19 protein-coding genes are annotated in these 24,582 nt (G+C 36.0%); 5 read left to right on the forward strand and 14 right to left on the reverse strand.

Features of this window, described 5'->3' with window-relative positions:
• Nucleotides 1-26: 26 nt before the first annotated feature.
• The 6 genes from AC6BKE_RS20750 to AC6BKE_RS20775 all read right to left on the reverse strand — a co-directional run bounded on the left by AC6BKE_RS20750 (nucleotide 27) and on the right by AC6BKE_RS20775 (nucleotide 15,518).
• Nucleotides 27-3,875, reverse strand: coding sequence for a beta-ketoacyl synthase N-terminal-like domain-containing protein (locus tag AC6BKE_RS20750; protein ID WP_499857914.1), 3,849 nt, complete (start codon nucleotides 3,873-3,875; stop codon nucleotides 27-29).
• Nucleotides 3,853-5,166, reverse strand: a complete 1,314-nt coding sequence (locus AC6BKE_RS20755; protein WP_058844580.1) for an MFS transporter — start codon at nucleotides 5,164-5,166, stop codon at nucleotides 3,853-3,855. The genes AC6BKE_RS20750 and AC6BKE_RS20755 overlap by 23 nt, the downstream gene beginning before the upstream one ends.
• Nucleotides 5,163-12,563, reverse strand: a complete 7,401-nt coding sequence (locus tag AC6BKE_RS20760) for a condensation domain-containing protein (protein WP_499857915.1) — start codon at nucleotides 12,561-12,563, stop codon at nucleotides 5,163-5,165. Before AC6BKE_RS20760 ends, AC6BKE_RS20755 begins: the two co-directional genes overlap by 4 nt.
• The gene (locus AC6BKE_RS20765) at nucleotides 12,556-13,278 is read right to left on the reverse strand and encodes a 4'-phosphopantetheinyl transferase family protein (protein ID WP_340809148.1); all 723 of its coding nucleotides are present in this window, start codon (nucleotides 13,276-13,278) and stop codon (nucleotides 12,556-12,558) included. The genes AC6BKE_RS20760 and AC6BKE_RS20765 overlap by 8 nt, the downstream gene beginning before the upstream one ends.
• Nucleotides 13,279-13,767: 489 nt before the next feature.
• The gene (locus AC6BKE_RS20770; RefSeq protein ID WP_036120593.1) at nucleotides 13,768-14,346 is read right to left on the reverse strand and encodes a trimeric intracellular cation channel family protein; all 579 of its coding nucleotides are present in this window, start codon (nucleotides 14,344-14,346) and stop codon (nucleotides 13,768-13,770) included.
• 251 nt (nucleotides 14,347-14,597) lie between these two features.
• Nucleotides 14,598-15,518: a substrate-binding domain-containing protein gene (locus AC6BKE_RS20775; RefSeq protein ID WP_036120596.1), complete on the reverse strand. Its 921-nt coding sequence runs from the start codon at nucleotides 15,516-15,518 to the stop codon at nucleotides 14,598-14,600.
• A gap of 162 nt (nucleotides 15,519-15,680) precedes the next feature.
• On the opposite strand from AC6BKE_RS20775, the gene modA reads away from it, so the two are divergent.
• Nucleotides 15,681-16,466 carry a molybdate ABC transporter substrate-binding protein gene (gene modA / locus AC6BKE_RS20780; RefSeq protein ID WP_271910125.1) on the forward strand — a complete coding sequence of 262 codons (786 nt, stop codon included), beginning with the start codon at nucleotides 15,681-15,683 and terminating at the stop codon, nucleotides 16,464-16,466.
• A 3-nt stretch (nucleotides 16,467-16,469) separates the two neighbouring features.
• Complete coding sequence (gene modB / locus AC6BKE_RS20785) at nucleotides 16,470-17,126, forward strand: molybdate ABC transporter permease subunit (protein ID WP_036120602.1); 657 nt, start codon at nucleotides 16,470-16,472, stop codon at nucleotides 17,124-17,126.
• Nucleotides 17,127-17,162: 36 nt separating this feature from the next.
• Here modB and moaD read toward each other — a convergent pair whose 3' ends face one another.
• From moaD to AC6BKE_RS20810, 5 genes are read right to left on the reverse strand one after another with little or no spacing between them, the layout of a single operon-like run.
• On the reverse strand, nucleotides 17,163-17,396 hold the full coding sequence (gene moaD, locus AC6BKE_RS20790) for a molybdopterin converting factor subunit 1 (protein ID WP_141903735.1): 234 nt from the start codon (nucleotides 17,394-17,396) through the stop codon (nucleotides 17,163-17,165).
• On the reverse strand, nucleotides 17,389-17,868 hold the full coding sequence (locus AC6BKE_RS20795; protein WP_058844577.1) for a molybdenum cofactor biosynthesis protein MoaE: 480 nt from the start codon (nucleotides 17,866-17,868) through the stop codon (nucleotides 17,389-17,391). The genes moaD and AC6BKE_RS20795 overlap by 8 nt, the downstream gene beginning before the upstream one ends.
• On the reverse strand, nucleotides 17,865-18,383 hold the full coding sequence (gene mobB / locus AC6BKE_RS20800; RefSeq protein ID WP_036120624.1) for a molybdopterin-guanine dinucleotide biosynthesis protein B: 519 nt from the start codon (nucleotides 18,381-18,383) through the stop codon (nucleotides 17,865-17,867). Before mobB ends, AC6BKE_RS20795 begins: the two co-directional genes overlap by 4 nt.
• Nucleotides 18,353-19,639, reverse strand: a complete 1,287-nt coding sequence (locus tag AC6BKE_RS20805) for a molybdopterin molybdotransferase MoeA (protein WP_499858332.1) — start codon at nucleotides 19,637-19,639, stop codon at nucleotides 18,353-18,355. The genes mobB and AC6BKE_RS20805 overlap by 31 nt, the downstream gene beginning before the upstream one ends.
• Before the next feature lie 16 nt (nucleotides 19,640-19,655).
• Entirely contained in the window at nucleotides 19,656-20,672 is a 1,017-nt protein-coding gene (locus tag AC6BKE_RS20810) for a thiazole biosynthesis adenylyltransferase ThiF (protein ID WP_499857918.1), read from the reverse strand.
• Between the two features lie 108 nt (nucleotides 20,673-20,780).
• Here AC6BKE_RS20810 and AC6BKE_RS20815 point away from each other — a divergent pair, with 108 nt between their 5' ends.
• From AC6BKE_RS20815 to moaC, 3 genes are read left to right on the forward strand one after another with little or no spacing between them, the layout of a single operon-like run.
• The gene (locus AC6BKE_RS20815; protein WP_036120634.1) at nucleotides 20,781-21,275 is read left to right on the forward strand and encodes a MogA/MoaB family molybdenum cofactor biosynthesis protein; all 495 of its coding nucleotides are present in this window, start codon (nucleotides 20,781-20,783) and stop codon (nucleotides 21,273-21,275) included.
• The gene (gene mobA, locus AC6BKE_RS20820; protein WP_036120637.1) at nucleotides 21,272-21,862 is read left to right on the forward strand and encodes a molybdenum cofactor guanylyltransferase; all 591 of its coding nucleotides are present in this window, start codon (nucleotides 21,272-21,274) and stop codon (nucleotides 21,860-21,862) included. Before AC6BKE_RS20815 ends, mobA begins: the two co-directional genes overlap by 4 nt.
• The gene (gene moaC, locus AC6BKE_RS20825; RefSeq protein WP_036120641.1) at nucleotides 21,855-22,337 is read left to right on the forward strand and encodes a cyclic pyranopterin monophosphate synthase MoaC; all 483 of its coding nucleotides are present in this window, start codon (nucleotides 21,855-21,857) and stop codon (nucleotides 22,335-22,337) included. The genes mobA and moaC overlap by 8 nt, the downstream gene beginning before the upstream one ends.
• Before the next feature lie 49 nt (nucleotides 22,338-22,386).
• On the opposite strand, the gene moaA is transcribed toward moaC, so the two are convergent.
• Genes moaA through AC6BKE_RS20840 form a run of 3 tightly spaced genes read right to left on the reverse strand, consistent with a single transcriptional unit; the run spans nucleotide 22,387 to nucleotide 24,582 of the window.
• Complete coding sequence (gene moaA, locus AC6BKE_RS20830) at nucleotides 22,387-23,403, reverse strand: GTP 3',8-cyclase MoaA (RefSeq protein WP_036120644.1); 1,017 nt, start codon at nucleotides 23,401-23,403, stop codon at nucleotides 22,387-22,389.
• Nucleotides 23,404-24,222, reverse strand: coding sequence for a formate dehydrogenase accessory sulfurtransferase FdhD (gene fdhD, locus AC6BKE_RS20835; protein WP_036120647.1), 819 nt, complete (start codon nucleotides 24,220-24,222; stop codon nucleotides 23,404-23,406).
• A gap of 12 nt (nucleotides 24,223-24,234) precedes the next feature.
• On the reverse strand, nucleotides 24,235-24,582 hold the full coding sequence (locus tag AC6BKE_RS20840) for a Na-translocating system protein MpsC family protein (RefSeq protein ID WP_036120650.1): 348 nt from the start codon (nucleotides 24,580-24,582) through the stop codon (nucleotides 24,235-24,237).

Below are 24,582 nucleotides of genomic sequence, written 5' to 3' on the forward strand. Positions count from 1 at the left end.
ATGTTAATAGTCATTTTCCTTTCAACTCAATGCTTATTCAATAGTAGAGATAGTGCCTCTTCTGATGAAATGTCATCACTTTCAAATGCCTCTAGAATATCGCTTAATTCATCTTTGGCATTATAAAAATGATCGCAGTATACAATTTGGTCTTGGAATGTAGGATTACTATATAAATCAGAGATTTCAAATTTTAAATCAATGAATTTATTTTTAAATAAATGAACAAATCTTAAAGCACTTAAAGAACTTCCTCCTAAACTAAAGAAATTATCAATTTCTTTAATCGTTGAAATACCTAAAACTGTTTTCCAAATTTCACGTATACTCGCTTCAATCTCAGATAGTGTAAACTCACTTTTCACTACTACTTCTTCCGTTGAAATACTTTCGTTTTGATTATTTTTTGACTGATTAAAGCGCTCTACTTCGTTCCAAAAACGCTCGCCAAATGGAATTTTAATAACTGGTTTAAGATAATGGACTTGCTCTAAATCAAAACGTGAAATCAGACTCCATTCATAGCCTTTAGTGAAAAATAAGTTCAATGAATTTTGGAAATCTACAAAATCAATTGGAGGTATGGCCGTATCACTCCCAAAATCTTTTTTATCGTCTAGTATTAACGTAAAGTTCATCGTTTTACCGTTGATTCCTTTTTGATTCAAATACCCAGCCATTGAGTCTAAATATTGATTCACAGCGCAGCATTCACTTGCAGATTTTGTACCCATTAAAGAAGAGATTGAAGAAAATAGGATAAAGAAATCTAATGGCTCTGGATTTAATTCTTTTTCCACTAAATAAGTGCCGATTACTCGGTTATGAATACCTTTTTTGAATTGACTAAGCGTTAATTCTTTTATCCATAGATGGTAAAGTTGTTTGACTAACATGAACGCTCCATTGATTTCACCAAAATCCTGTCTAATTTTCGCAAATGTTTCTTTAACAGCATGTTCATCTGTCACATCACACTGCAAGATTGTAACTGTAGAACCTCGACTTTCAATCTCCATAATTGACGTCAGTTTATAAATCAACATTTCATCTTCTGCTTGATTATTCTCAATAATCTTTGCCCATTCCATTCGGTCTGGTAATAAATTTCTAGCTAATAAAATTATATTGACATTTTGCTTTTCACTTAAAAACTTCCCTAATTGAACACCTAAATATCCTGTACCACCTGCAATAACATAGTTTCCATTCTCTCTTACTATAATTTCATTACCATTAAAATCATCGCTTTGTCTTTCAATAACTTTTGTATATCTTTTTGATTTTCTAAATGCCACTAATTCTGGGCGAAGCTCTTTATCTTGTTGTAACTCTTTTAATAATTGTGTAGCAATGTCTTGAGAACTTCCGTCTAAATCATGATCGATCGAATAGGATGAAATAGTCGGCTGTTCCTGTGAGATAACTTTCGCTAAGCCAAAAGTTGTTACCCTAGCAGGAATTATTTTTTCATTGTACTGAACTTGCTCTGTTAATGACGACATGACATTTAATTGAATTGGATGCGTAACTTCAAACTCTAATAACATCTTTGTTATATTGAATAGTGAGAAAATACCTTCTTCTTGGGATTTCTCCATATTTTCTTTTGTTTCCATTGTTTCATCTAAGTGCTTGAATGTGTAAGAATGGATAATCCCTTTTAAATTCCTTAATTCATCCACACCTATATTTTCAAACAGCTTATACATATCTTTTTCGGAATTTATGTCAATACCATATTGTTCCGTTGTATATTTTACAAATTTGTCTGATTCAAGTACTTCAATTATTTTTATACCTAAAGCAGCCATTCTATTTTTTAGCTCAACTATATTTTCATCATCTTTATTCACAAAGAAAAGCCAAGTTGATCCTGCTTTTAATGCTACATCAGTAGTCGTATTATCATAAGGATAATATAACCATTTCTTTTCGAAAAATAGCTCTTTCGTCTGATTTTGGAATGCCTCTTTACTAGATGGCCATATTCTTCTTGTATTAAAAATACTGACTGGCAACGGAAGTAATTGCCCATCTTTAAATAATTCGCGACATTCCTCTGTAACATTGTTACCTTCTAAGTATCGCTGCATTAGCGCTTTATCTGCTGATGATGAAGCGGTAAATTCATCTAGATTTTTAATACTATCAACTTGTGTTTCATGTTCATCAGCTAAAAATATGCCTTGTGTATAAAAATTCTTCGGGACCTTTTCAAATGTTCTTACATTTAATAATCTTTCGACTTTTCGAAGTAGTTCATGACAATCGCTTGCAAAAATACATACTCTAGACTGTTCATGGCTTCTTCTATTATTTAATGTATAGGCTAAATCTTGAATACTGTAATTTTCATTATTTTTAAGATGACTAGCTAAGGTTTTTATTTGATCCCAAAGCGCTCTACGAGTTTTACTTGAAATAAACAACGGTGTCAGTTTTTCAGTTACTTGCTCCTGTTTATGATGTCGATACTCCTCTAGTACCACATGAACATTCGTGCCACTTATGCCTATTGAATTAACACCTGCTCTTAAAATTTTATGCTCATCAAACGTTTTATTTTCTGAGCTGACTTTGAACGGTGTTTCTTTGAAGCTTATTTTAGGATTTTCTGCTACAAAATGATTAAGACCTGGAACTGTTCTTTTTTCGATGGATAGTACAGCTTTTATTAATCCTGCAATACCTGCAGCATCACCCATATGGCCAAAATTCGACTTAATTGAACCTAATTGACATTCAACAGTCTTATTTGATTTTTGTAGATAGGCCTTTTTAAGTCCCTCTACTTCGAGTAAATCACCTACTTGAGTACCTGCGCCATGCGCCTCAACAAAATCAATATCATTAAATGATAACTTTGCATCTTCCAGAGCATCCATGATTGCTTTAGATTGAGCGTCAGGATTCGGAACTTGCATCCCATTTGATGCACCATCGCTACTTATACTTGAACCCTTTAAGACAGCATGAATGTGATTGTTGTCGTTTATGGCATCAGATAATCTCTTTAGAACAATAGCAGCAACCCCTTCACCTCCGATAATTCCATCTGCACTTTCATCAAATGGTGAACATCTATATTTTGTGCTTCTTACAACATAATCAGGCGCTTCCTCTTCCCAATAAGGAAATAAATTCAAATTCACTCCAGCGACTACCGCTAAGTTACAATCCCCCTGCTTAAGCGCATTTTTAGCAACATGAACAGCGGCTAAAGAAGAGGAACAACTCGTATTAATTGTCATAACTGGACCTTTAAGATCGAATGCATATGATAAATGGTAGCCCAGATTAGCAGGTATATTTGAAATAAAAGCCCGCTCATCTTTTTCTTCAAATAAATTTAAATAATCAAATGCAGGATGAGGAGTATGCGCTATAAATACGCCAGTATTTGAATCCTTTAGATGATTTTCCTTGTATCCTGCCATGTACAAGGACTCTAATGCAACCTGTAAAAACAAACGCTCCGCTGGCCCCATAAATTGAGCTTCATGTTCATTCAATCCGAATTGTTCAGGGTCAAACTGTTCAATGTTCGTTAGCCATGAGCCATACGATCTTGGATCATTCGTTAGATTATTTTTCAAATGGTTATACATGTCATGCAATTTAGGGTTAGAATTAACAATTAAATCAAAACGCTCTTTTGAAAATTCAGTCACAAAATCCTTTTTATTTATGAGACCTGTCCATAGATCATCCAGGTTTGAGACATTAGGAAATCTTAAAGACATACCAACAATTGCGAGTGGTTCACTTGTTTCTTTTTCCATTTCATCTAGTAAATTTAATGCTAAATTTGTATCCAACTTATTTTCTTCTACTAAACTTAATATTTTTTTAGACATTGTGCTGTACATCATTTTCTTCTCTCCTATCAAAGTCTTTAATGTATTTTAGTTGAGCGAAAATTGCCACAGTTAATATAATTAAGCCTCCAGCTAGTAGGAGTAGTGTCCCATACACTCCTCGTTCTCCACTACCTAAATAAGGGATAATATTTACGTTTGAGGCAACTAATTTATCAGCAAGTATTCCTCCTAAAATGTAAGCGACGGGTAATGAAATCCAAGCGAATGTTCTAGCAATTGAAAAAACTCTTCCTAATAAATTGGGCTCCGTATGAAGTTGAATTAAAGTTAGTGTACCTGTATTAACCACTGGCAGTAATAACCCTAAACCTCCCCAAAAAACGGCAATTAATAGCATATTATTGAATAACCCTGTTAACGTTATAAAAACACCAATACCAAAATTCGAAATTAGTACTAACCATATGATGTGTTTCTTCAATTTGATGAATGACATTAGTATTCCGCCTAATACCATCCCTCCTCCATATATAGAGCTTAGTAAACCAAATTGTTCAACAGTTCCAAAGCTCAATATATACGGCTGTCCAACTACTTGATTGAACCCTAGTGCAAAATTTAAAACCGTAAATAGTAACACTAACGTAAGAAGTGATTTATGCTTGATTAAATAATTGAAACCATCTTTTAGATCACCTAAAATGGAGTTATTTTCATTGCTATCTTCATTGTCACTGTTCTCTTTCACGCTTAATTTTGTCCAAAGTATTAAGAGAATAGGAATGGCAATACAATAAGTAACTAGCTCTGCCCCAATGATATAGATAATACTTCCAAATCCCATTATTACACCACCAATAACAGGACCCAGAACATCACTAGTCGATGATGCCATGGAAAATACACCATTAGCTCTAGATAACTTTTCCTTTGGCACTAGGTTAGGTGCTAATGTTTGTAATGCTGGTGTTTGCATAGAGCTAACTATAGAAAGAGATATAGCACCAGCAATTACATGAACCATACTTATATTCCCTAGTAAAAGGGAGGAGAAAATTATTGAAGAAATAATTAGTCCAATAATATCTCCTAGTAATATTAATAATCGTGGACCTTTCCTATCTATCCAAATTCCTATAAAAGGCGATAACACAATTGCTGGTAGAAATCCCGCAACTAAAACGACCGCAAAACTAGATACTTGACCTGTACTTTGGTAAGCCCAGACACCAAGCCCAAACCTTGCAACAGAAGAACCTAATAAAGATATAAAATGAGTAGCTACAACCATTAAAAAGATTGTAAATCCTCTGTTTGTTGGTTTGCTAAAATAAGTTATCATGTACTTTGGGGCTCCTTTGCATTTCCACTACATTCAACCAAAGCTTCTTCAAACTTAGATAAGAGATGTTGAGCTTTTTCATTACTAATCACTTGTGTATCTACCTCTAAGCTTAGATTAAGTTTTCCATCCAAAATAAAGATGTTTATTTCCAAAATATTAGAAAGTTCATTATCAGGATGAATAGCAGGGGCCTGAGGAAGATTTGAGGAGTACTGTAGCACTCCGTTCCCTCCATTTTTACTATTTGTGGAAGTACTAATATCGTTATCAAAATCCCCTAAATAATTGACCAATATTGATGGTTGAATATGCTTAATGTTGTTATTTTCTTTGATCCACCTTGCTATCATAAAGTCCAGTCCACTGCCAATTTCGCTCAATGCTTGTCCAACTGTGTAAAGCATTTCTTCGACAGTATTTATTGTCACCTGTAGCGGATACATCGTAGTAAACCAACCTATTGTTCTACTAAGATCTAATGCTGATTGGCGACTATCTCGTCCATGCCCTTCAAAGTTAAATAACACATCTTTTTGACCGAATATTTGACTAAACGCTTGAGCAAATGTTACGGCAATAAGAACATCAGGTTTATAAATTTCTGAATGTTTTCTAGCATTTAAAAATTGCTTTGTACTTTCCTCACTTAGCGTTTTCGTTACATGATATCGATCCTTAAATAAATAATCTTTTCTGACAGGCTGAATGCATAATGGATGTACATTTTCCACATCTATATTTTCCCAATAAGAATAATTCGTGTGTAATTCTTTTTTATACAATTCTCCTATCCAATCCGAAAATTGCGTCATAGGGAAGCTAATCTTATCTTCACCATTTACAATAGCTACATAATTATTTTCTAATTCCTCTAATAGAACCCTCCATGAAACTCCGTCAACGACTAGATGGTGAATAAAGAATGTTAAAATAGGCTTCTTAGCTGTTAGGAACACTACTGCTCCTATTGGTAATACCTTTCCAAAATTAAAGTTATTTTGTAATTGGAATTGAATCTTTTCAATTTCTTCTTTTAACATACTTGGAGGTGTTAATTTTAGATCTTTCACAATTAGCTTAAATGTGTTGACTAAGCTTGGTTCAACAAAAGCCTTTGGTTTGCTCTCGTTCACATCAAACCATGTCAGCAAGCTCTCATTAACCGAAATAATTGATTGGAAAGACTTTTCTAAAGCAGCCACATCCACTTTCTCAGGCAATTCTACTGACATTAATAAGTTCCAATAGTGGGCATGTTTAAATGTTTGTTGGAAGAACCATCTTTGCATTGGAGCAAGTGGAATCTCCTTAGAACTTAATTCCTGCCATTCTTTTTGAATGTCCATTTCTTTAGTAGTGTTCATAGCGATTTTTCGAATACTTCTACAATTAAAGATATGGTCAATTTTCAAATTAATATTTTTTTCCTTTGCCTTTGAGATAAACTTTAATGCCTTGATGGAGTCTCCTCCAATTTTAAAGAAATCAGAATCAATGTTAAATTGACGGTCACTTAAAATCCCTTTTAGTATAGACAGCAACTCTCTTTCAACCTCTGTCAAACTACTAATATCATCTGTCTGAACTATTCTGTCGTCGTATAATTCAGGGCTTGGCAGTGAAAGTCTATCTACTTTTCCACTATTAGCCATTGGAATTTGTTCTATTTTTTGATAATACGTAGGAATTAAAGATTCTGGTAAATATCGTAAAAGGTACTTTTCAATATCTCTTTGATTAATCTCTTGTTGACTGACTAAGTAAGCACACAGCTGTTCACCAGATTCATTTTTATATAATTTAACCACAGCATCTTTAATACTTGGGATTTCTCGCAAATATCTTTCGATTTCTTCTAGCTCCACTCTATGGCCACGAATTTTAACCATATTATCTTTACGTCCATAACAAACGATTTTTCCGTTAGGCAATACTTGCCCCAAATCACCTGTCTTATATAAATAGCCTGAGTGTAAATGTTTAATATGATTAGCTATAAACTTAGTTCTAGTTAAATTAGGCTCTCCCAAATAGCCTAGGGCAACACTCTCACCACTTAATACGATTTCACCAACACCATATGAAGGGACTAGCTGATTCTGATTGTTCAAAATGTAAACAGAAGTGTTATGAATCGGTAATCCGATTGGCGCATGGATATAATCTGAATGTAAATCTTCTTCTGTTACTTCATGATAAATCGTTCCAACAGTAGCTTCAGTTGGCCCATATTCATTAATGATACGAGCATAAGGGAATTGATCTCTCAACGTTTTACATAATGATATATCTAAAGCTTCTCCCCCTAGGATGAAGCACTCTACATTTGGTGCAAATCTCTCATCCTCAATTAAATACTGGATCTGTTTAGGTGTGCCTTTTATCGTTATTGTTTCTTTTATTTTGGCTACACTTTCAAAAGCCTGATCGATTTCTCCTTCACAGCATATTATTTTTCCACCCGTTATTAACGGAATAAACATGGAAGTAATCGTTAAATCGACAGATATTGAAGTGAAAAATGGCATATTTAACGATCTTCCAGTAGATGAATAGTATGCAGTAGCCCAGTTCAAATAATTATTAAGGTTTTTACCTGAAACAACTACACCTTTTGGTTTTCCAGTACTACCGGATGTAAAGAGAATATATGCAGGAGAAGTTTTAGCAAAAGAATTTAACTCAATCTCTACATGCTCGTCTAGATGAATTGCTTCACTTAGCATATTTTTAGAGCTGCTTTGTTTATATTTTTCGCTCTTCTCTTTAACAATGATGACAGCATCAAATCTATATTGATTTAGCTCATTGCTTACAGTGTATGTCTTCTCAGAACATTCAATTTGTATATCAGCACCGATATCACTGAGAAGCTCTTTTAAAATTTCTTCATTAATAAATAAATCTGTATCCCAATCTAATTTAGTATTCTTATCCATATTTTCTTCTTTAAATGCTTGTAAAGAAGAGACAAATTCATCTTTTTTATCGATATTTAATAAATCTCCCAAGAAGATGATTCCGCCCTCTTTTAAAGAGTCAATAGCTTTTTGAAGTACCACCTTTAAATAGCCATAGCTCGGGAAACAATGAATAACACTATTAATGACAACCGCATCTAATGCTGTTTCAAACTTCTTAAAGGCATGAGCCTTGGAAATGTCAAATTGAATATTGTTAAAGTTAGATTTTTGGGCAATCTGTTTATTCCTCTCGATAATGGAGGAAGATAAATCCATAGCTGTATATGTTTTCGTATATGGAGCAAGAGCAAAAGTTGTCAAACCTGAGCCACATCCAAGCTCTAATACATTTGAATCTTGAGGTAAATACTTTCTTATTTTGTTTACTGCATTTTCCGCATACTCTTGCATTTCTAAGGAACTGAAAGCTTCACCTGTATAACTACTATTCCAACCACTAGCCTCTATTTCTGTTTTCTGCCCTTCTGCAAAATAGTTCCACAAAGATTCGTTCATTAATTCACTTGAATCAACAACAGCACACTGATCTAAATCTGTTTCTCCTAACACCATAACCGTTTGAATATTGTCATTTTCAAATAACAGCCTATTACACAATGAATAGAATTTCTTTTCTGAAATAATAACGTTAGCTTGACTTTGTTTGATAATAGATTCAATTCTTGCTTTTGGATTTTTAGGTGATACAGGTATAAATGTGACATTACTCATTAAACAAGATAAAATACCTAAAATGGCTGTTCTATTATTGTCAGAAATAATGACAATATTTTTGATTTCACTGTTGCTGTTCAATAATTTTCTTGCTATTGATTTACTTCTATCTACCAACTCTTGATATGTTAATGAACCTTCGTTATCTTCTAATGCTGTTTTTTGTGGGTTCTTTTCTGCCATCATTAAAATGGTATTTAAAAAGTTTCTGCCATCTTCGACAAATTGACCATTTATAACACTTTTACTATTTTCTACATCGGTGTTATTTAATTCATGCTCATGTAAAACCATTTCTAGTATTTGTAAATACGTTTCAATTAATGAATCAATAAATTTAGATGAATATACACCGTCATAATACTCAAGGTTGCAGAATAACTCTCCACTTGGTAATTCAACGAATTCGAATTCAAGATCCCATTTACTAGTTTTGTGTTCAGAAACAATAGGTGTTAATTCTGCATCGTCAAAAGCTGATGTCGTATTTTTAAATTTAAAATTTTGAAGTGCCACGTTTATATTAAATAAAGGTGAACGACTAGTATCTCGAGGTAAATCTAATTTCTCCACTAATAAATCGAAAGGATATTCTTGATGCTTAAAGCTATCCAATAACATGGTCTTGACATTTCTTAATAATGTAAGGAAATCATCCTGTTCTTCATAATTAATCCTTAATGGGATAGTATTTGTGAATAAACCAATAATTTTCTCTAATTCTTCATTCAATCTTCCAGATACTGGTGTCCCGATCACCATATCCGTATCTCCAGTCATCTGATTAATAAGTTTAAATACACTTGAAACTAAAACCATGTATAATGTACTTTCATGTGTATTAGCAAAAGTTCTTAATTGATCTGCTAATGTAGCACTAATATCAAACCTTTTTAGCTTTCCTGTATAGCGGAAAGTACTTGGTCTTAATTTATCGCCTGTGATTTCGGTAATCGGAAGACTTCCGCTTAATGTATGAAGCCAGTAATCTTCATGTTGTTTAAATCTACCACTTTCTATATTTTCACGTTGCCATGCAGCAAAATCTACATACGTATTTTCTATTTGTGGCAATGTTTCATGTATATTATTACTATTGTACAAAGTGAAAAGTTCATCCGATAATAGCGATAATGACCAGCCATCTACTATAATATGGTGCATCATTAAAGCAAACAGACTTTTATCTTTTCCTGTTTTATATACAAATACTCTTAAAAGGGGTCCCGTTTCCAAATCATACGGAGTTTCTTTCCAACGATTTATTTGATCCATAGCTTTTGCTTCAGCATTATCTTCTAAATGAAAATCTTTGTATTCAAATAAATAGTTTGGTTTTTGCAGTATTTTCTGTTTATTTCCATTCTCATGCTTTACAAAAACTGTTCTTAACGATTCATGTCTCTGTGAAAGTAAATCGAATGTTTGGCGTAATCTCTCAATGTCAACTAACCCGTTAACTTTAAAAATAAACGGAGTATTGTAAACCATTTTTTGATCTGTTAATTGTTCTATAATGCTTAATCTGTTTTGACCGTATGATAATGGATATTCATGATTTTCTACACTAATTTGAGGTATTTCCTCTGTTGATTTTGAATGATCATTGTTTAATTGTTTACTTAGTTGTTCAAATGTAAGGAATACATCATCTAATACAAAGTCTCTCTTAAATTGTTTTTTCAAACGAGTAATAAATTGTAGCCCTGAAAGAGAATTTCCACCTACTGATATAAAACTATCCGTCTGCTTAATATTCTCTGTTTCTAGGATTATTTCTGCTAAACGAATGATTTCTTCAAGATTTGTTTTTCCTTTTACCTCTATAGCCTTTACGCCAGCCTCACTCTGTAACCAATAAGATTTCTCATCAAAGTAGTATGTAGGTAAAGAAATTTTATGATTCTTCTCATCTTGGAATTGTTTATGCCAACTACATTTTTCACCTGTAATAAAATCTTCTGCCAATTTTTTGATATTGTGATCGTCATGGGTTGTCATATCAATAATTTTTTCCCAATTAGCCATATCAAGATTGATTAAATTTTTACATGCGGCTATTAGATCGTCTATTGTCTCAGCAATAATGGCTACTCTTATTTCATGATGCTCCCTACCTGTACACATCGTATATGCTAAATCACTTATATTAATCATATCCCCAGTTAAATTGGAGAAATGTTCAATAGTCCCTCGCAAAGATAATTCAGATTTAGCAGAAAAAGGAATAACATATGCTTTTTTATTATGATCTTTCTTATGGATTTCAGTCTTCGTTGGAGCTTCCTCTAATAGTAAATGTACATTTGTACCATTAAAGCCAAAACAACTTACACCAGCTACAATAGGTTCATTTTCTTTTTTATTTTTTTTAATATTAAATGGTAATGTCGGAATAAAAACTGGAGAATTGACAAAATCAATATGTGTATTTGGTTCAACTAAATTTATTGTAGGTGGAACTATTCCTTTTTTTATTACATGTAGCGCTTTGATTACACCCGATAAACCTGCAGCTCCATCAAGTAAGTGGCCAATATTTCCCTTCACAGAACCAATTGGCAAAAATTGTTTATCATTATTACTTCGTTCAACTGCTTCTTGAAGGCCTCGTATTTCAATAGGGTCACCTAAATGAGTACCTGTCCCATGCGCTTCAATATAGTCAATTTGCTCAGGCTTAATGCCAGCTAAATCCCAAGTTTCGGCTAATAAATCTGCATGTGCTTTAGGATTTGGTGCAGTAATACCTGCTGAAGTACCATCATTATTTACTTTAGAGGCAATTATAACAGCGTGGATATTATCATTATCTTCTATTGCTTGATCTAAAGGTTTTAATAACAGCGCTACTGCCCCTTCTCCTCTTCCTATCCCACTTGCTGAGTCGTCAAATGGCTTACACTTTTGTTGCTCAGACATAATACCCGCAGCATTCATAAAAAGTTTTTCACTATTTATTGGATAAGGAAAAATATTAACACCACCGACTAATGCCGTTTCACAATCATTATTCATTAAACCCACACAGGCTTCGTGAATTGCCAACATTGAAGAGGCACAGGTAGCATTCACAACATAAGACGGTCCTTTTAAATTAAAAATATAAGAAATTCTTGAGGCCGTAAAAGCAGGAATATTACCTGGAACACTTAATGGTGTGAATTCAGCCAATCCTTCAGAGTAATTGGTCATAGCTGCTGAAATGTAAACACCTGTATTTGAATTTTTTATACGACTCCCTGCATAACCAGCATCTTCAAAACATTGGTATGCAATTTGAAGGAATCTACGCTGTTGTGGATCCATCACTTTTGCTTCAGCAGCTGAAATATTAAAAAATCCAGCATCAAATTTATCAATTTCATCTAGCCATGCTGCATCCCAAAACGGCTTCTCCTTTGAAATTTTAAGTTTTTCCATATTATTAACAAGGAATCCCTCACACAACGCTTTCCTACTATCACTTAATTCTGTTATTTTGTCCTGTTCATTGCTTAAAACATTCCAAAATTCATCAAAATTTTTAGCACCAGGTAATTCCGCAGAAATTCCGATAATTGCAATCTTTTTATCTACTTTCGGTTTAGACTCACTTTTAATTTCATTCACCGATTCAATGATTTGTTTCGCTGCATTTTTTGTTAGTTCTTTATTTTTAAGAAGATTTAAAACTTGAGGTATTAATTTACTCATAATATTTATCCTCCTCTAATATCAGATTATTCAAAAAATATTTTTCTAAGGCCGAAAACTCTTTTATCTTTAGTTGTTGCTCTGATGGAAATTCATTCATTTTACTGCATACGGAAATTTTATAACCATTAATCAAGTTATATTGCTTGAAATAATAAGGATAAGGACTAATATTTTGTTCAATTGAAATTTCATTATTACTAGTCTCTATGGAGAAAGAATCTAAAGGAATGCTTAAACCTAATCCAATATTTTTCACAAAAGCTTCCTTCAAAGTCCATAAATCATAAAAATGTTCTTTTTTCCTTTCAGTTGGCGTTTGATTGTACGAAGCGTATTCTATACGTGAAAAATAATTTTTAATTATTTCATCATCGTAATTAGCTTTCATCTCTTCAATATCAATTCCTACATCACAATTGCCAATGACACATATGACCCATTCACCTGAATGAGAAATGTTAAATTCATAATCTCCATTGATACAGTATGGCTTCCCATATGTATTCGTTTGGATATTTATTTCAGAAGGATGACATTTTAAATGCTTCATCAATAAATATTTCATCAACAATTCAGCTATTAAGGATCTATATGCATCTATTTTATTTAAGTAAGCTTCTATTCTTCTTGCTTTTTTTGTACATACAAAATTCATTAGTTCAGAATAATTTGAAATATGTACAGGTACTTTAATTAAACAAATTTCTATCACATATCACGCCCCCAAAATGTTCTCCACAACCCCAGAGTAAAAATTCCTTAAAATTACATTAAAGGATATTTACTTATAAAAACAAATCTATTTTCCAATTACAATATTAAACACCCTGGAATAAATAGTCAATAAATAACCTGCCTTATTTTATAAAAAATACCAATTATGTTATATTTACCATTCGTTGTTCTTAGTCTATGAGTATTTACATAGAGTCTTGTTAGAACTACTAAAAATCACAAAAAAAAAGGATTCTTCCCTATAGAAGTCCTTTTAAAACAAAATTATACTATGTTGATATGTATGTTTATTAGGAAGTTTTCTATACCCAACACATTCAATCACTCAGATTAATTTCCAATACAAATCAGCAGAAGAATATTCTTCATAAAGAAACACAACATACTAAATTGAACAGCTTAAAACATTCCTTCAATCACCTACTTTCAGTGTCCTGCTAAAAAACTTGGACAAGTCCAACAATTTTTAAGGAAGCTTCAATTTATTATTCACAGATAACATACGGATGATCACAATCAAAATAACAATGACTGACAATTGAAGTGGGCTGCTCCACCCTGCCCAGATGCAAAGCCCACACAAAAATGTTAAGACAGCATGGATTTCTTCTCTTAGTGCGAGCGGCGTTCTCCCCGCTAACAAATCTCGGATCATGCCACCGCCAACACCAGTAAACATAGAAGCTAGAATAATAATACCTAGATCATGATGGAGGCTTTGCGCTAACAATCCTCCTTGTATTGCAAAGGAAGCAAGGCCAATCGAATCAAAGAAATAGCCCCAGCGGTTCCAGTGATGAATCCAATTCCTTTTGACAAATAAAATAGTCGTCAGCGTGACTAAAACAACTAATAAGGATTGCCGCTCCCATATATCTGATACTGGTATATCCAGTACGACGTTGCGAATAATGGAACCTCCATAAGATGTAGTAAGTCCAAGCACAAATATACCAATAAAAGAATATTTGGCCTGTAACGCCACAAATGCGCCACTTATCGCATAAGCAATAATACCAATGACATGTAATACTGACCAGGTCACATGATTCAACTCCTCTTTTTTATACCTATATACATAAAAAAGCCCATCATAAAATAGTTGCGTGGTTACTACGCAAGCTATTTTATGATGGGCTAATATTCTAGCAGTTTTACCTACTAATTTATCCATCTCACCATATATACGTTCAAAATTCCATAGAAGCTATGCAATATTACTATGACATAACGACCATAAAATTTCCCAGTAAAATTATAATCGATTTCGTTGTTAAACTCAATATAAAATTTTGATTACAGTGTTTCATACATAATTTGGCCCATTTGGGAAATGTCATAATCACCTAATGCAGCCACCTCAGCTTGGAAATCTGGTGCGTTTAAAATTTCCTTCACCGCCTCAATTAGTTGTTGATTTTCAGGCGTTTTTAATAACACAATGTCGTAACGCTCTCTGACAGCGGGTATAAAATCGACAGGGATGAGCTTGGCGATTTTTTCAATCCCAATTCCAACGTCTGCATATCCATTTGCTACAGCAGAGGCAACGTCGAGGTGGCTCATTTCTTCATGGGTATACCCTTTAATCATGGATGGTGCGATTTCATGAATACGCAATTGCTCGTCTAATAAAGTGCGAGCACCTGAGCCTTTCTCACGATTAATAAATGTAAATGACTTTGTTTTAAAATCTTCAAATGTGTGGATTTGCAATGGATTCCCTTTTTGAACATAAAAACCTGCTCTACGTGATACAACATTGATGAGGACAAAGGCATGACTCACAAAGATTTTTTTTACATAAGGCGTATTATAATCTCCTGTATCTCCATCAAACATATGTAAACTCGCAATATTACAGTCGCCATGATACATCGCCATGACACCATTAAAACTACCTTCATGTGAACGTAATACTTTCATTGTTTGTCTTTTCTCAAGATATTTTGCTACTATATCCAACACTAAATCTTGCCCACTAATAATAATTTTCGACTGATTTTTAGGTGAAGTAGCTACAGGGGACATAGCTGGAGTGGTACCTGTTTTACGTTTTTGTATATAGGCTTGCAAGTCCGCACGATCTACTCGCATTTGCCGCCCCACACGGAAAACTGGCAAATCTCCCTTTTTCACCAAATCATAAATGGTTAATTTCGAAACCTTTAATAATTGTGCAACCTCTTCAATCGTATAGGATTGATCTTGTGACATATAAACATTCTCCTCCTATAAACCTCTCTTTACATGGTAACGCATTTATAGCTTGATGAACATCTTGAAATTTTCTTCCAATACTATCTTTCTTTTTTACTTATAACTGATTATAATTAGTTATGTCTTGTTATAACGAGTTATAAAAGGAGTACAATCATAGTGAAAAAATTTTATAGTTTATTTGCGACACTATTATTACTAGTTGGTCTATTAGTAGGCTGTGGTAACCAAGAAAAAGAGGTGGCAGCAAACAAACCCGTTGAATTAACAATTTCTGCGGCAGCAAGTTTACAGGATGCCTTAGAAGAGCTTAAAACAACTTATGAAAAAGAGCATGATACGATTAAAATCCTCTATAACTTTGGTGGTTCAGGTGCATTGCAACAGCAAATTTTACAGGGTGCTCCTGCAGATCTTTTCTTTTCTGCAGCGGAAGATAAATTCGATGCACTTGTAGAGAAAGAAATGATTGATCAAAAGCAAGGAATGGATCTTTTAGCGAATGAATTAGTCTTAATCGTTCCAAAAGACAATGAAAAACAAATCCAATCCTTCGAAGATTTACAACAAGCAGGGAAAATCGCGCTCGGTACACCTGAAACGGTTCCTGCTGGACAGTATGGTGTGGACACATTAAAGCATATGCAACTTTGGGATTCACTTGAATCTAAAGTGGTGTATACAAAAGACGTACGTCAAGTACTTACGTACACAGAAACAGAAAATGTGGATGCAGGAATCGTCTATAAAACGGATGCCCTAGTATCTGATAAAGTCGATGTCATTGCAACTGCAGATGATGCTACACACGCACCAATTATTTATCCTGTAGGTGTGCTAAAAGCGAGTAAGCATGCGCAAGAAGCAGAAGATTTTTATCACTTTTTACAAAGTGATGAGGCTATGAATGTCTTTAAAAAGTATGGGTTTAAAGGAGCTCAATAAAAAATGAGTACCGATTTCTGGTCTCCACTTAGACTTTCCATTGAGATTGCCTTCGTCGCAGGCATTATCGCGATCATAGCAGGTATTTTCATGGGCAAATGGATGGCAACCCACCATTTTAAAGGCAAGCTAGTACTAGAAACCGTATTATTGTTACCCTTAGTATTACCTCCTACTGTAGTAGGCTTCCTGCTCATCGTCATTTTCGGGAAAAATAGTCTATTAGGAAATTTTATTATTTGGCTATTCGATCAGCCCGTCATGTTCACATGGTGGGCGGCGGTTATCGCTTCTACCATTGTTGCCTTTCCATTAATGTATCAATCGGCTAAAACAGGCTTTGCCTCTGTTGATCGCGATATTGAACATGCGGCACGTGTGGATGGGGCTAATGAACGGCAGGTCTTTCTTTTTGTATCAATTCCTCTTGCATTAAAGGCACTCGTGTCTGGCGGGATTTTAAGCTTCACTCGAGCTTTAGGTGAATTTGGGGCTACCTTAATGTTTGCGGGGAATATTCCAGGGAAAACACAAACAACACCGCTCGCTATTTATATGGCGATTGATGCGGGTAACATGACCCTTGCCTGGACATGGGTTTTGTGCATGATGGCTATTTCCTTCCTTTTGCTACTTAGCATTCATCTTCTAAAAGTATAAAAGAGGTAGTTGGATTGAACCAACTACCTCTTTTTCTCATCCCCCACTGATAGGTGGAATAAAAGCGATTGTGTCACCAGACTTAATGATCGTTGTATCCGTTGCAAATTCCTCATTAATCGCTGTCATCATTTGCTGTAATGATAGCTGTGGATAGTGCTGTTCCATCCACTCTTTCAATTCAGCCACTGTCACATCTGACAGCTCTACAGTTAGCTTAGGCGCACCAACTGCTTCCTGCAAGTGAGCAAATAATAAGATATTAATCACGATTTTCCTCCTTCTGAATGCCTGGTTCCCCTTGCGGATAGGGGACATTTTCTAATTGATCGCCGATCCATTCCGTACCGTCCTCCCAATGCTCTTTTTTCCATATTGGCACAATTTGCTTAATACGGTCAATCGCATACTCATTCGCCATGTAAGCGACTTTACGATGTGGTGATGATACGGCAATGACTACAGCAATATCAGCAATATCTAAATGACCTACACGATGGGTAATGGCTACTTTCGCTTCTGGCCATTGCTCTTGTATTTCCTGCGCAATTTGTTCAAACATTTTAATGGCCATCGCAGGATAAGCTTGATATTCCAAGTGCAATGTTTTTTTACCATTTGTGATTTCACGCACGGTGCCAATGAACAGTGTAATGGCTCCAGCATTTCGACTCAGAACCTTTTGTCTAACTTCCTCTACATCAATGGGTTTATTGATAATTTCAAATAACGCTGTCGTCATGATTCTCTCCTCATTTCCTTCCATAAAAACTCCATATATTGCGCTTCTTCATGTATCGAAAAGGCTGGGACAGTGGGTGAGGAATCCAGTGGATAACTTGGCCAATAGAGCACACAAATGATCTGAGATACTTGCTGTAATAAAGCTTGATCCTGTGCAGTTCGTACAAGCACAACCTTCGGATAATGTTCATTTTTATACCCTTCAACCAGAATGATATCCATTGGAAGGGACGCATAAAGCGCAAGTATTTGAGACAGTTGCCAGCTATTTTGCTGAATACTCATACGTAAAGTACCCTCCCCCTCCACTGCTGTGACACTCGCACCTGCCAGCTCATGTCGACTACTATCCTTCGAAGCTTCTATCATCGGCACACCACCGTGACCATGATGCTTGATGGTTCCTACTCTTAACCCTTCCGTTGTCGCTCTCTTAATCAATTGCTCCATCAATGTCGTCTTACCACTATTTTGATAGCCAACTATCTGTAAGATTTTTCGATGTTGTCCCAAGGCCACTCACTTCCTTGCAAATCTTCTAACAATAAGACCGTTACTGACATGCCTTTTTCATAGCCACGCGAGCCACCTGGTAAGACGATGAGCGCATTAGCTGATGCTAAAGAGGAAACTGCACTCGACTTATCAAAACCAGATGGCACAGCCACTAACTGACCTTTTTCATAATAAGCATGTGCTCTTACAAAGCGTGTAAATGGATTAGCCTTTGTGAAATCCTTACCTAAAATAGCTTGCTCTCTACGTAAATGGGGCTGTGAATTACTGTAGGCAGTGCGAATAATCGGACGTACAAAAAGCTCAAAGCCAACATAGCAAGCTGAAGGATTTCCAGAAAGTCCAAATAATAATTGTCCCTCTCGAGCAGCTACTGTAGTCACACTACCTGGGCGCATTGCCACTTTGTTAAACAATACCTTTGCATTTATCGCTTCGTAAATGGCTGGTAAGTAATCGTAATCCCCTACGGAAACGCCACCCGTTGTAATTAACATATCAACTTCCTGTAAAGCTTTTTCAACATTCTCAATACATAATTCAAGATCATCGCTAAACTTGCCAAAATATTTAACTTCTGCTCCAGCGCGCTCAATTTGAGCCATCATCATATACGCATTACTATTGCGAATTTTGCCTGGCTGTAAAGGTTCACCGGGATCTAGTAATTCGCTACCAGTGGCCATCACACCAATGACTGTTTTACGAAAAACAGGTACTTGTTCATAACCAAAAGTAGCGAGTAAGGCCATCACCCCTGGATTAATATATTGACCTTTTTCAATGAGAACAGCGCCTTGCTGCACATCTTCCCCTTTATACGAAATATTGGTCCCCGCTTCAAAATTCCGTTTAATCGACATACACATTTGTTGATTTTCTTCGAAAGTATGGGTTAATTCTAGCATGACTACTGCATCACACCCTTGTGGGATTGGCGCACCTGTCATTATGCGGACAGCTTGTCTATGACCAACTACTTCGTCATAGACATAGCCTGCGCCAATTTCCCCCACAACCTGAAAGCGGACTGGATGTTCTGAGGAGGCTTCTTTACTATCAATGGAGCGAATAGCGTAACCATCATAAGGAGAACGATCAAATGCGGGCACATCATGATCAGCTCGAACAGCTTCTGCTATAAAACGTCCATGGGCCTGTGTTAATGGTACAAGCTCTTTTTTTGCTGGGAAGGCATAGTCCATTACACGATGAACCGCTTCTGCCACAGGGATTGGTTGTCTTTTTTCTATCATTTGGCACACTCCTTTATCCTAATAAACGATAATAAATGCTTTTCGCTTTTTCTATATTTTGTATACCATGTATCACTACGCGCCCATCCTGGAAAATCACAATTCGGTAATCGTCAGCTTGGCAGGAAAGCAAATAAGGATTTACCTGAATTTCACCATAGGGACGAAGCTGATTTGCCAACTGCTCAAACGAATAGTGAATTGGCTTCGGAGGGCGTATTTGTACTGCGTCTCGTCCACAAAGTATCTGTAATTTAGTTTGATTTTCATAGGATAAATAAGGGTATGTTGGTTGATTACCACAAGATGGACAATCAGCTTGCCGTATTTTTTCCACATTGATTTCATAGTGTTGATTTTGCCAAACATCAAACGTTAAATAGCTTTTTCGCAAGGCTTTCTCATCACCAACGAGCAATTTTAAAACCTCTGCCACTTGATAAGCTGCAACGATTTGAACTGTTGGGCTAATAATACCTACCGTATCACAAGTCATTCCTGTATGTGGCATGACATGTAACAAGCAATGCAAACATGGTGTTTTGCCTGGTACAATCGTATAGGTCGCACCATAACTACCAACGCAAGAACCATATACCCAGGGAATACGAGACTTTTGTGCAAGGTCATTCATGAGAAAACGGACATCAAAATTATCGGTTGCATCGACTATCACATCGACATCTTCTAATAATGGCAGCAAGGACTCTGTACAAGCGTCCATAATAGCAGTATTGATTTCTATCTCTGAGTTGATGCTGTGAAGTCTTGTTTTAGCTGCGATGACTTTTGGCATTTTTTCTTGTGCATCTAGCTCTGTATATAATTGCTGTCTTTGTAAATTACTCCACTCTACGTAATCACGATCAATGAGGGTCAGCTTGCCAATACCAGCGCGCACAAGTGCTTCTGCGTTAGCACTCCCTAATGCACCTACACCAATGATTAGGACGTGTTTTTGTTGAATGGACTGCTGCCCTGTTTGTCCGATGGGATGAAATAATTGTTGTCTAGAATATCTATTTTGCATAAGTATGAGGCCTTTCTTTCTTTGAATTTTCGTTTGACCTTTTCATTTATAGCATTATAATAAAAGCAATGTTTTTCAGCAAAATACGTTTGAAGGAGGTCTTTTACTGTGCATCCCACACATCAACAGCAACTAATCCAAGTAGCTGTTTTAACGGTCAGTGATACACGCACTAAAGCAGATGATCATGCTGGTCAGCGCATTCAATCCTTACTTCAAGAAGCTACATTTGAAGTAGTCGACTACCAGCTAACAAAGGATGAACCACTGGATATTGCCAATCATATCAAGAAATGGTGCAGTGATCACACAATCAATACCATTATCGTCACGGGTGGAACAGGATTTACACCAAGAGACCAAACCTACGACACCATTCTGCCTCTTTTTGAAAAAGAAATGATGGGGTTTGGTGAATTATTTCGAACTCTCAGCTATGAAGAAATTGGCCCAAAAGCAATGTTTAGTCGAGCCACTGCTGGAAGCCGTCAGCAAACCGCTATTTATGTTTTACCAGGTTCTACAAATGCGGTGACATTGGCTATGATGAAGCTCATTCTTCCTACTGTCCAACATTTTGTCGGTGAGTTGAATCGCCTATGAAAATTGCTGGAGTTGTATTAGCTGGTGGTCAATCCTCTCGCTATGGTCAGCCTAAAATGTTTGAGCTGTTTGCTGGGCAGCCTTTATATAAACATAGTCTCACAGCCTTGCAAAAAAATCGGCTAGATCCTATCATTATTGCTACGAACGCGCACTTACAACATCAATTTGGGCAGGAAAACGTCCAATGGATCATCGAAAAGCAGCCACATCAAGGCCCACTTTTTGCTTTGCATTCTATCATGACAGCCTACCCTGATGTGGAATGGTTTTTTGTCGTAGCGAGCGATATGCCTTATATGAATGCCAATTTTATCAAAAAAATAGTAGGGCTGATTGATGACGCCTATGATGCTATTGTTCCTACGCAAGCGCTACGGGATCAACCATTGGCGGCATTATATCGACGTACAGCTTTACCAAGGGCAAAGCAATTAACGGAACAAAACAAGCGAAGTATGAAAGTGCTGTTAGAGCAAATTCGTGTTTGCTACGTTCCTTTTGATGACAATAGCCCAACATTTGTCAATATCAACGCACAACAAGATTGGTCACAAACGACTAAAAAGGAGTTTAACGATGAATAATTTTACACATTGGAACGAAGAAGGTCGTCCTAAAATGGTCGATATATCTGCAAAAGAAATCACGACACGTACAGCTATTGCTCGCAGTACGATTATTTTATCGGATGCAGTCTATGAAGCCATCCAACAAGGTGGCATTAAAAAAGGTGATCCGACGCAAGTTGCTCAAATTGCAGGGATTATGGGTGCTAAAAAAACGGCCGATATCATTCCTATGTGCCACCCTATCATGCTACAGGGCACAGATTTCCAGTTTGACTATGAAAAGGCGGAGAATGGCTATGAGCTCCATATTCAAGCCACTGTCAAATGTAGTGGGAAAACTGGTGTTGAAATGGAAGCCCTTACTGCTGTGTCGATTGCTGCCTTAACTTTTTATGATATGTGCAAAGCCGTTGATAAAACAATGGTCATTAAAGAAACCTATCTTGTTGAAAAAACAGGTGGAAAAAGTGGCACCTTTGTGCATAAATAAACAGAAAAATTCGGCATCGTTTTGCCGATTTTTTCTGTTTTTTTACACACTACCCCCCAATGTGAGACATTTCAATTTTTGAATTTTTCCTTTTTGCCATTGTTTGTTCATTGCGTTCATCTGAATAACGATCATTTCTTGTTTCCCAAACGTTCGTAATACATTTGATGATGGCTGCATCATCTTGCCCTGATCGTAACAGCTCTCTTAAATCAGTGCCTTCAGTTGCAAATAAACAAGTGTATAATGATCCTTCTGCTGAGAGACGAGCACGGGAGCAATTGGAGCAGAAAGAATCTGTCACAGACGAAATCACACCAACCTCACCTTGTGCATCTTGATATTGAAAGCGCGTTGCCACTTCCCCCCTGTAATTTGGAGCCACTGGCTGTAATGGAGAAAACTGATGGATATGCTCAATGATATCTTTTTTGGACACCACATCATCTAAACGCCAACCGTTCGAATTCCCTACATCCATATATTCAATAAAGCGTAAAATATGCTGTTTTTCTTTAAAAAATTGAGCCATTGTAACAATGTCTTGGTCATTCTTGCCTTTTTGAACAACCATATTAATTTTTACTTGTAAACCCGCTTCTGCTGCCTTTTCAATTCCCTCTAACACCGGCAATACCTTGCCCCGATGACCATTCATCTCGAAAAAACGTTCTTCATCAAGTGAATCTAGACTAACTGAGACTCGAGATAAGCCTGCTTGTGCCAATGGCTGTGCATATTTTTTTAATAAAGAGCCATTGGTTGTTAAAGCAATATCTTCTACACCCTCTATATGGTGAATACGGGCAATTAATTCGGGCAAATCACGACGTAGCAATGGCTCGCCGCCCGTAATTCGCACCTTTTTCACGCCTAATGAAACAAAGATTTTTACTAATCGTTCTATCTCATCAAAATTTAATATTTTATCAGACGGTAAAAATGCATAATCTGGACCAAATACCTCAGCTGGCATACAATAGCGGCAACGAAAATTACAGCGATCTGTTACGGATATTCTTAAATCTCTTAACGGTCTGTGTAATTGGTCTTGTAGATTCGTCATTTAATCTCCTTCTTTCAGTACATTCTGAGCTGGTAATAGGATGCGGTGTGGATGTGTATAAATATTCAATGAATGCTGTCGGATAAAGCCTACCGTCGTAATGCCAAGCTGCTCAGCCAATTGCAAGGCTAATTCAGTTGGAGCTGATTTAGACAGCACAATGGCACAGCCTATTTTGGAGACTTTGAGTAAAATCTCCGACGATATTCGTCCGCTAAAAACAATTATTTTATCTTGCATACGGATGTTATTGCGTAAGCAATAGCCGTAAATTTTATCTAAAGCATTGTGGCGTCCAATATCCATACGACTTAACACAATGCCATTGACATCACATAGTGCAGCATTATGCACACCACCCGTTTTCTTAAAAATGTCGGCACCATCCTGCATCGCATGCATTAAACGGAAGCAATCCTCAGTCGACATTTGCACCTGAACGTCTTCCATTTTTTTTGCTGCTAATGCATCATTCGTAAAAACAAATCCTTGTCGACTCATCCCACAGCAAGAGGTAATATAGCGTTTGTTTTGCGTCTGCTGATAATAAGGATTGACATGCTTTGTTTTAATATGCACAAAGCCTTCTTTTTCTTGGTGCCAAATTTCCTCAATATCCTCAAAGCTACGAATCACTCGTTCAGAAGCTAAATAGCCGATGACCATATCTTCTACATACTCTGGTGTACATACCATCGTGACAAATTCTTGCTGATTAATTTTTACGGTCACCGCGTATTCTGAGACGATTAAATCATCCATTTCTTTCACTTGCTGTCCTTCAACTCGCACAATTTTCCTTGTTATTGCTCGCTCCATAAGGCATCCCCTTTATTCACTGATATTCTTTTCAAAAACAAAGACGGAAATCGCAAAATCCTCTTCAATTTTAATATCTGAAAATAGGTGGAGTAGTTTGCTACCCATCAATTCTTCCATACCCTCTGGTGGTGATTGCGTATATAAATCCTGAATCATACTCGTCCTTGCAGCATGCACCATTTTTAACCCTTCTGGTGTACTGGCAATAAATTTTTCTGTCGGTGTGATATTACCGTATAAAGTAGATACAGCCATATTCTCGACAAAAACGGTATGAATACGTTCAGGTCCTTTACCAAATACTTCCTTGCGTAACTTTCGAATCATGTCATTAAATTCGTGTATTTTTTTAGACAT

It is taken from the genome of Lysinibacillus sp. COL-1 (genome assembly GCF_059814265.1).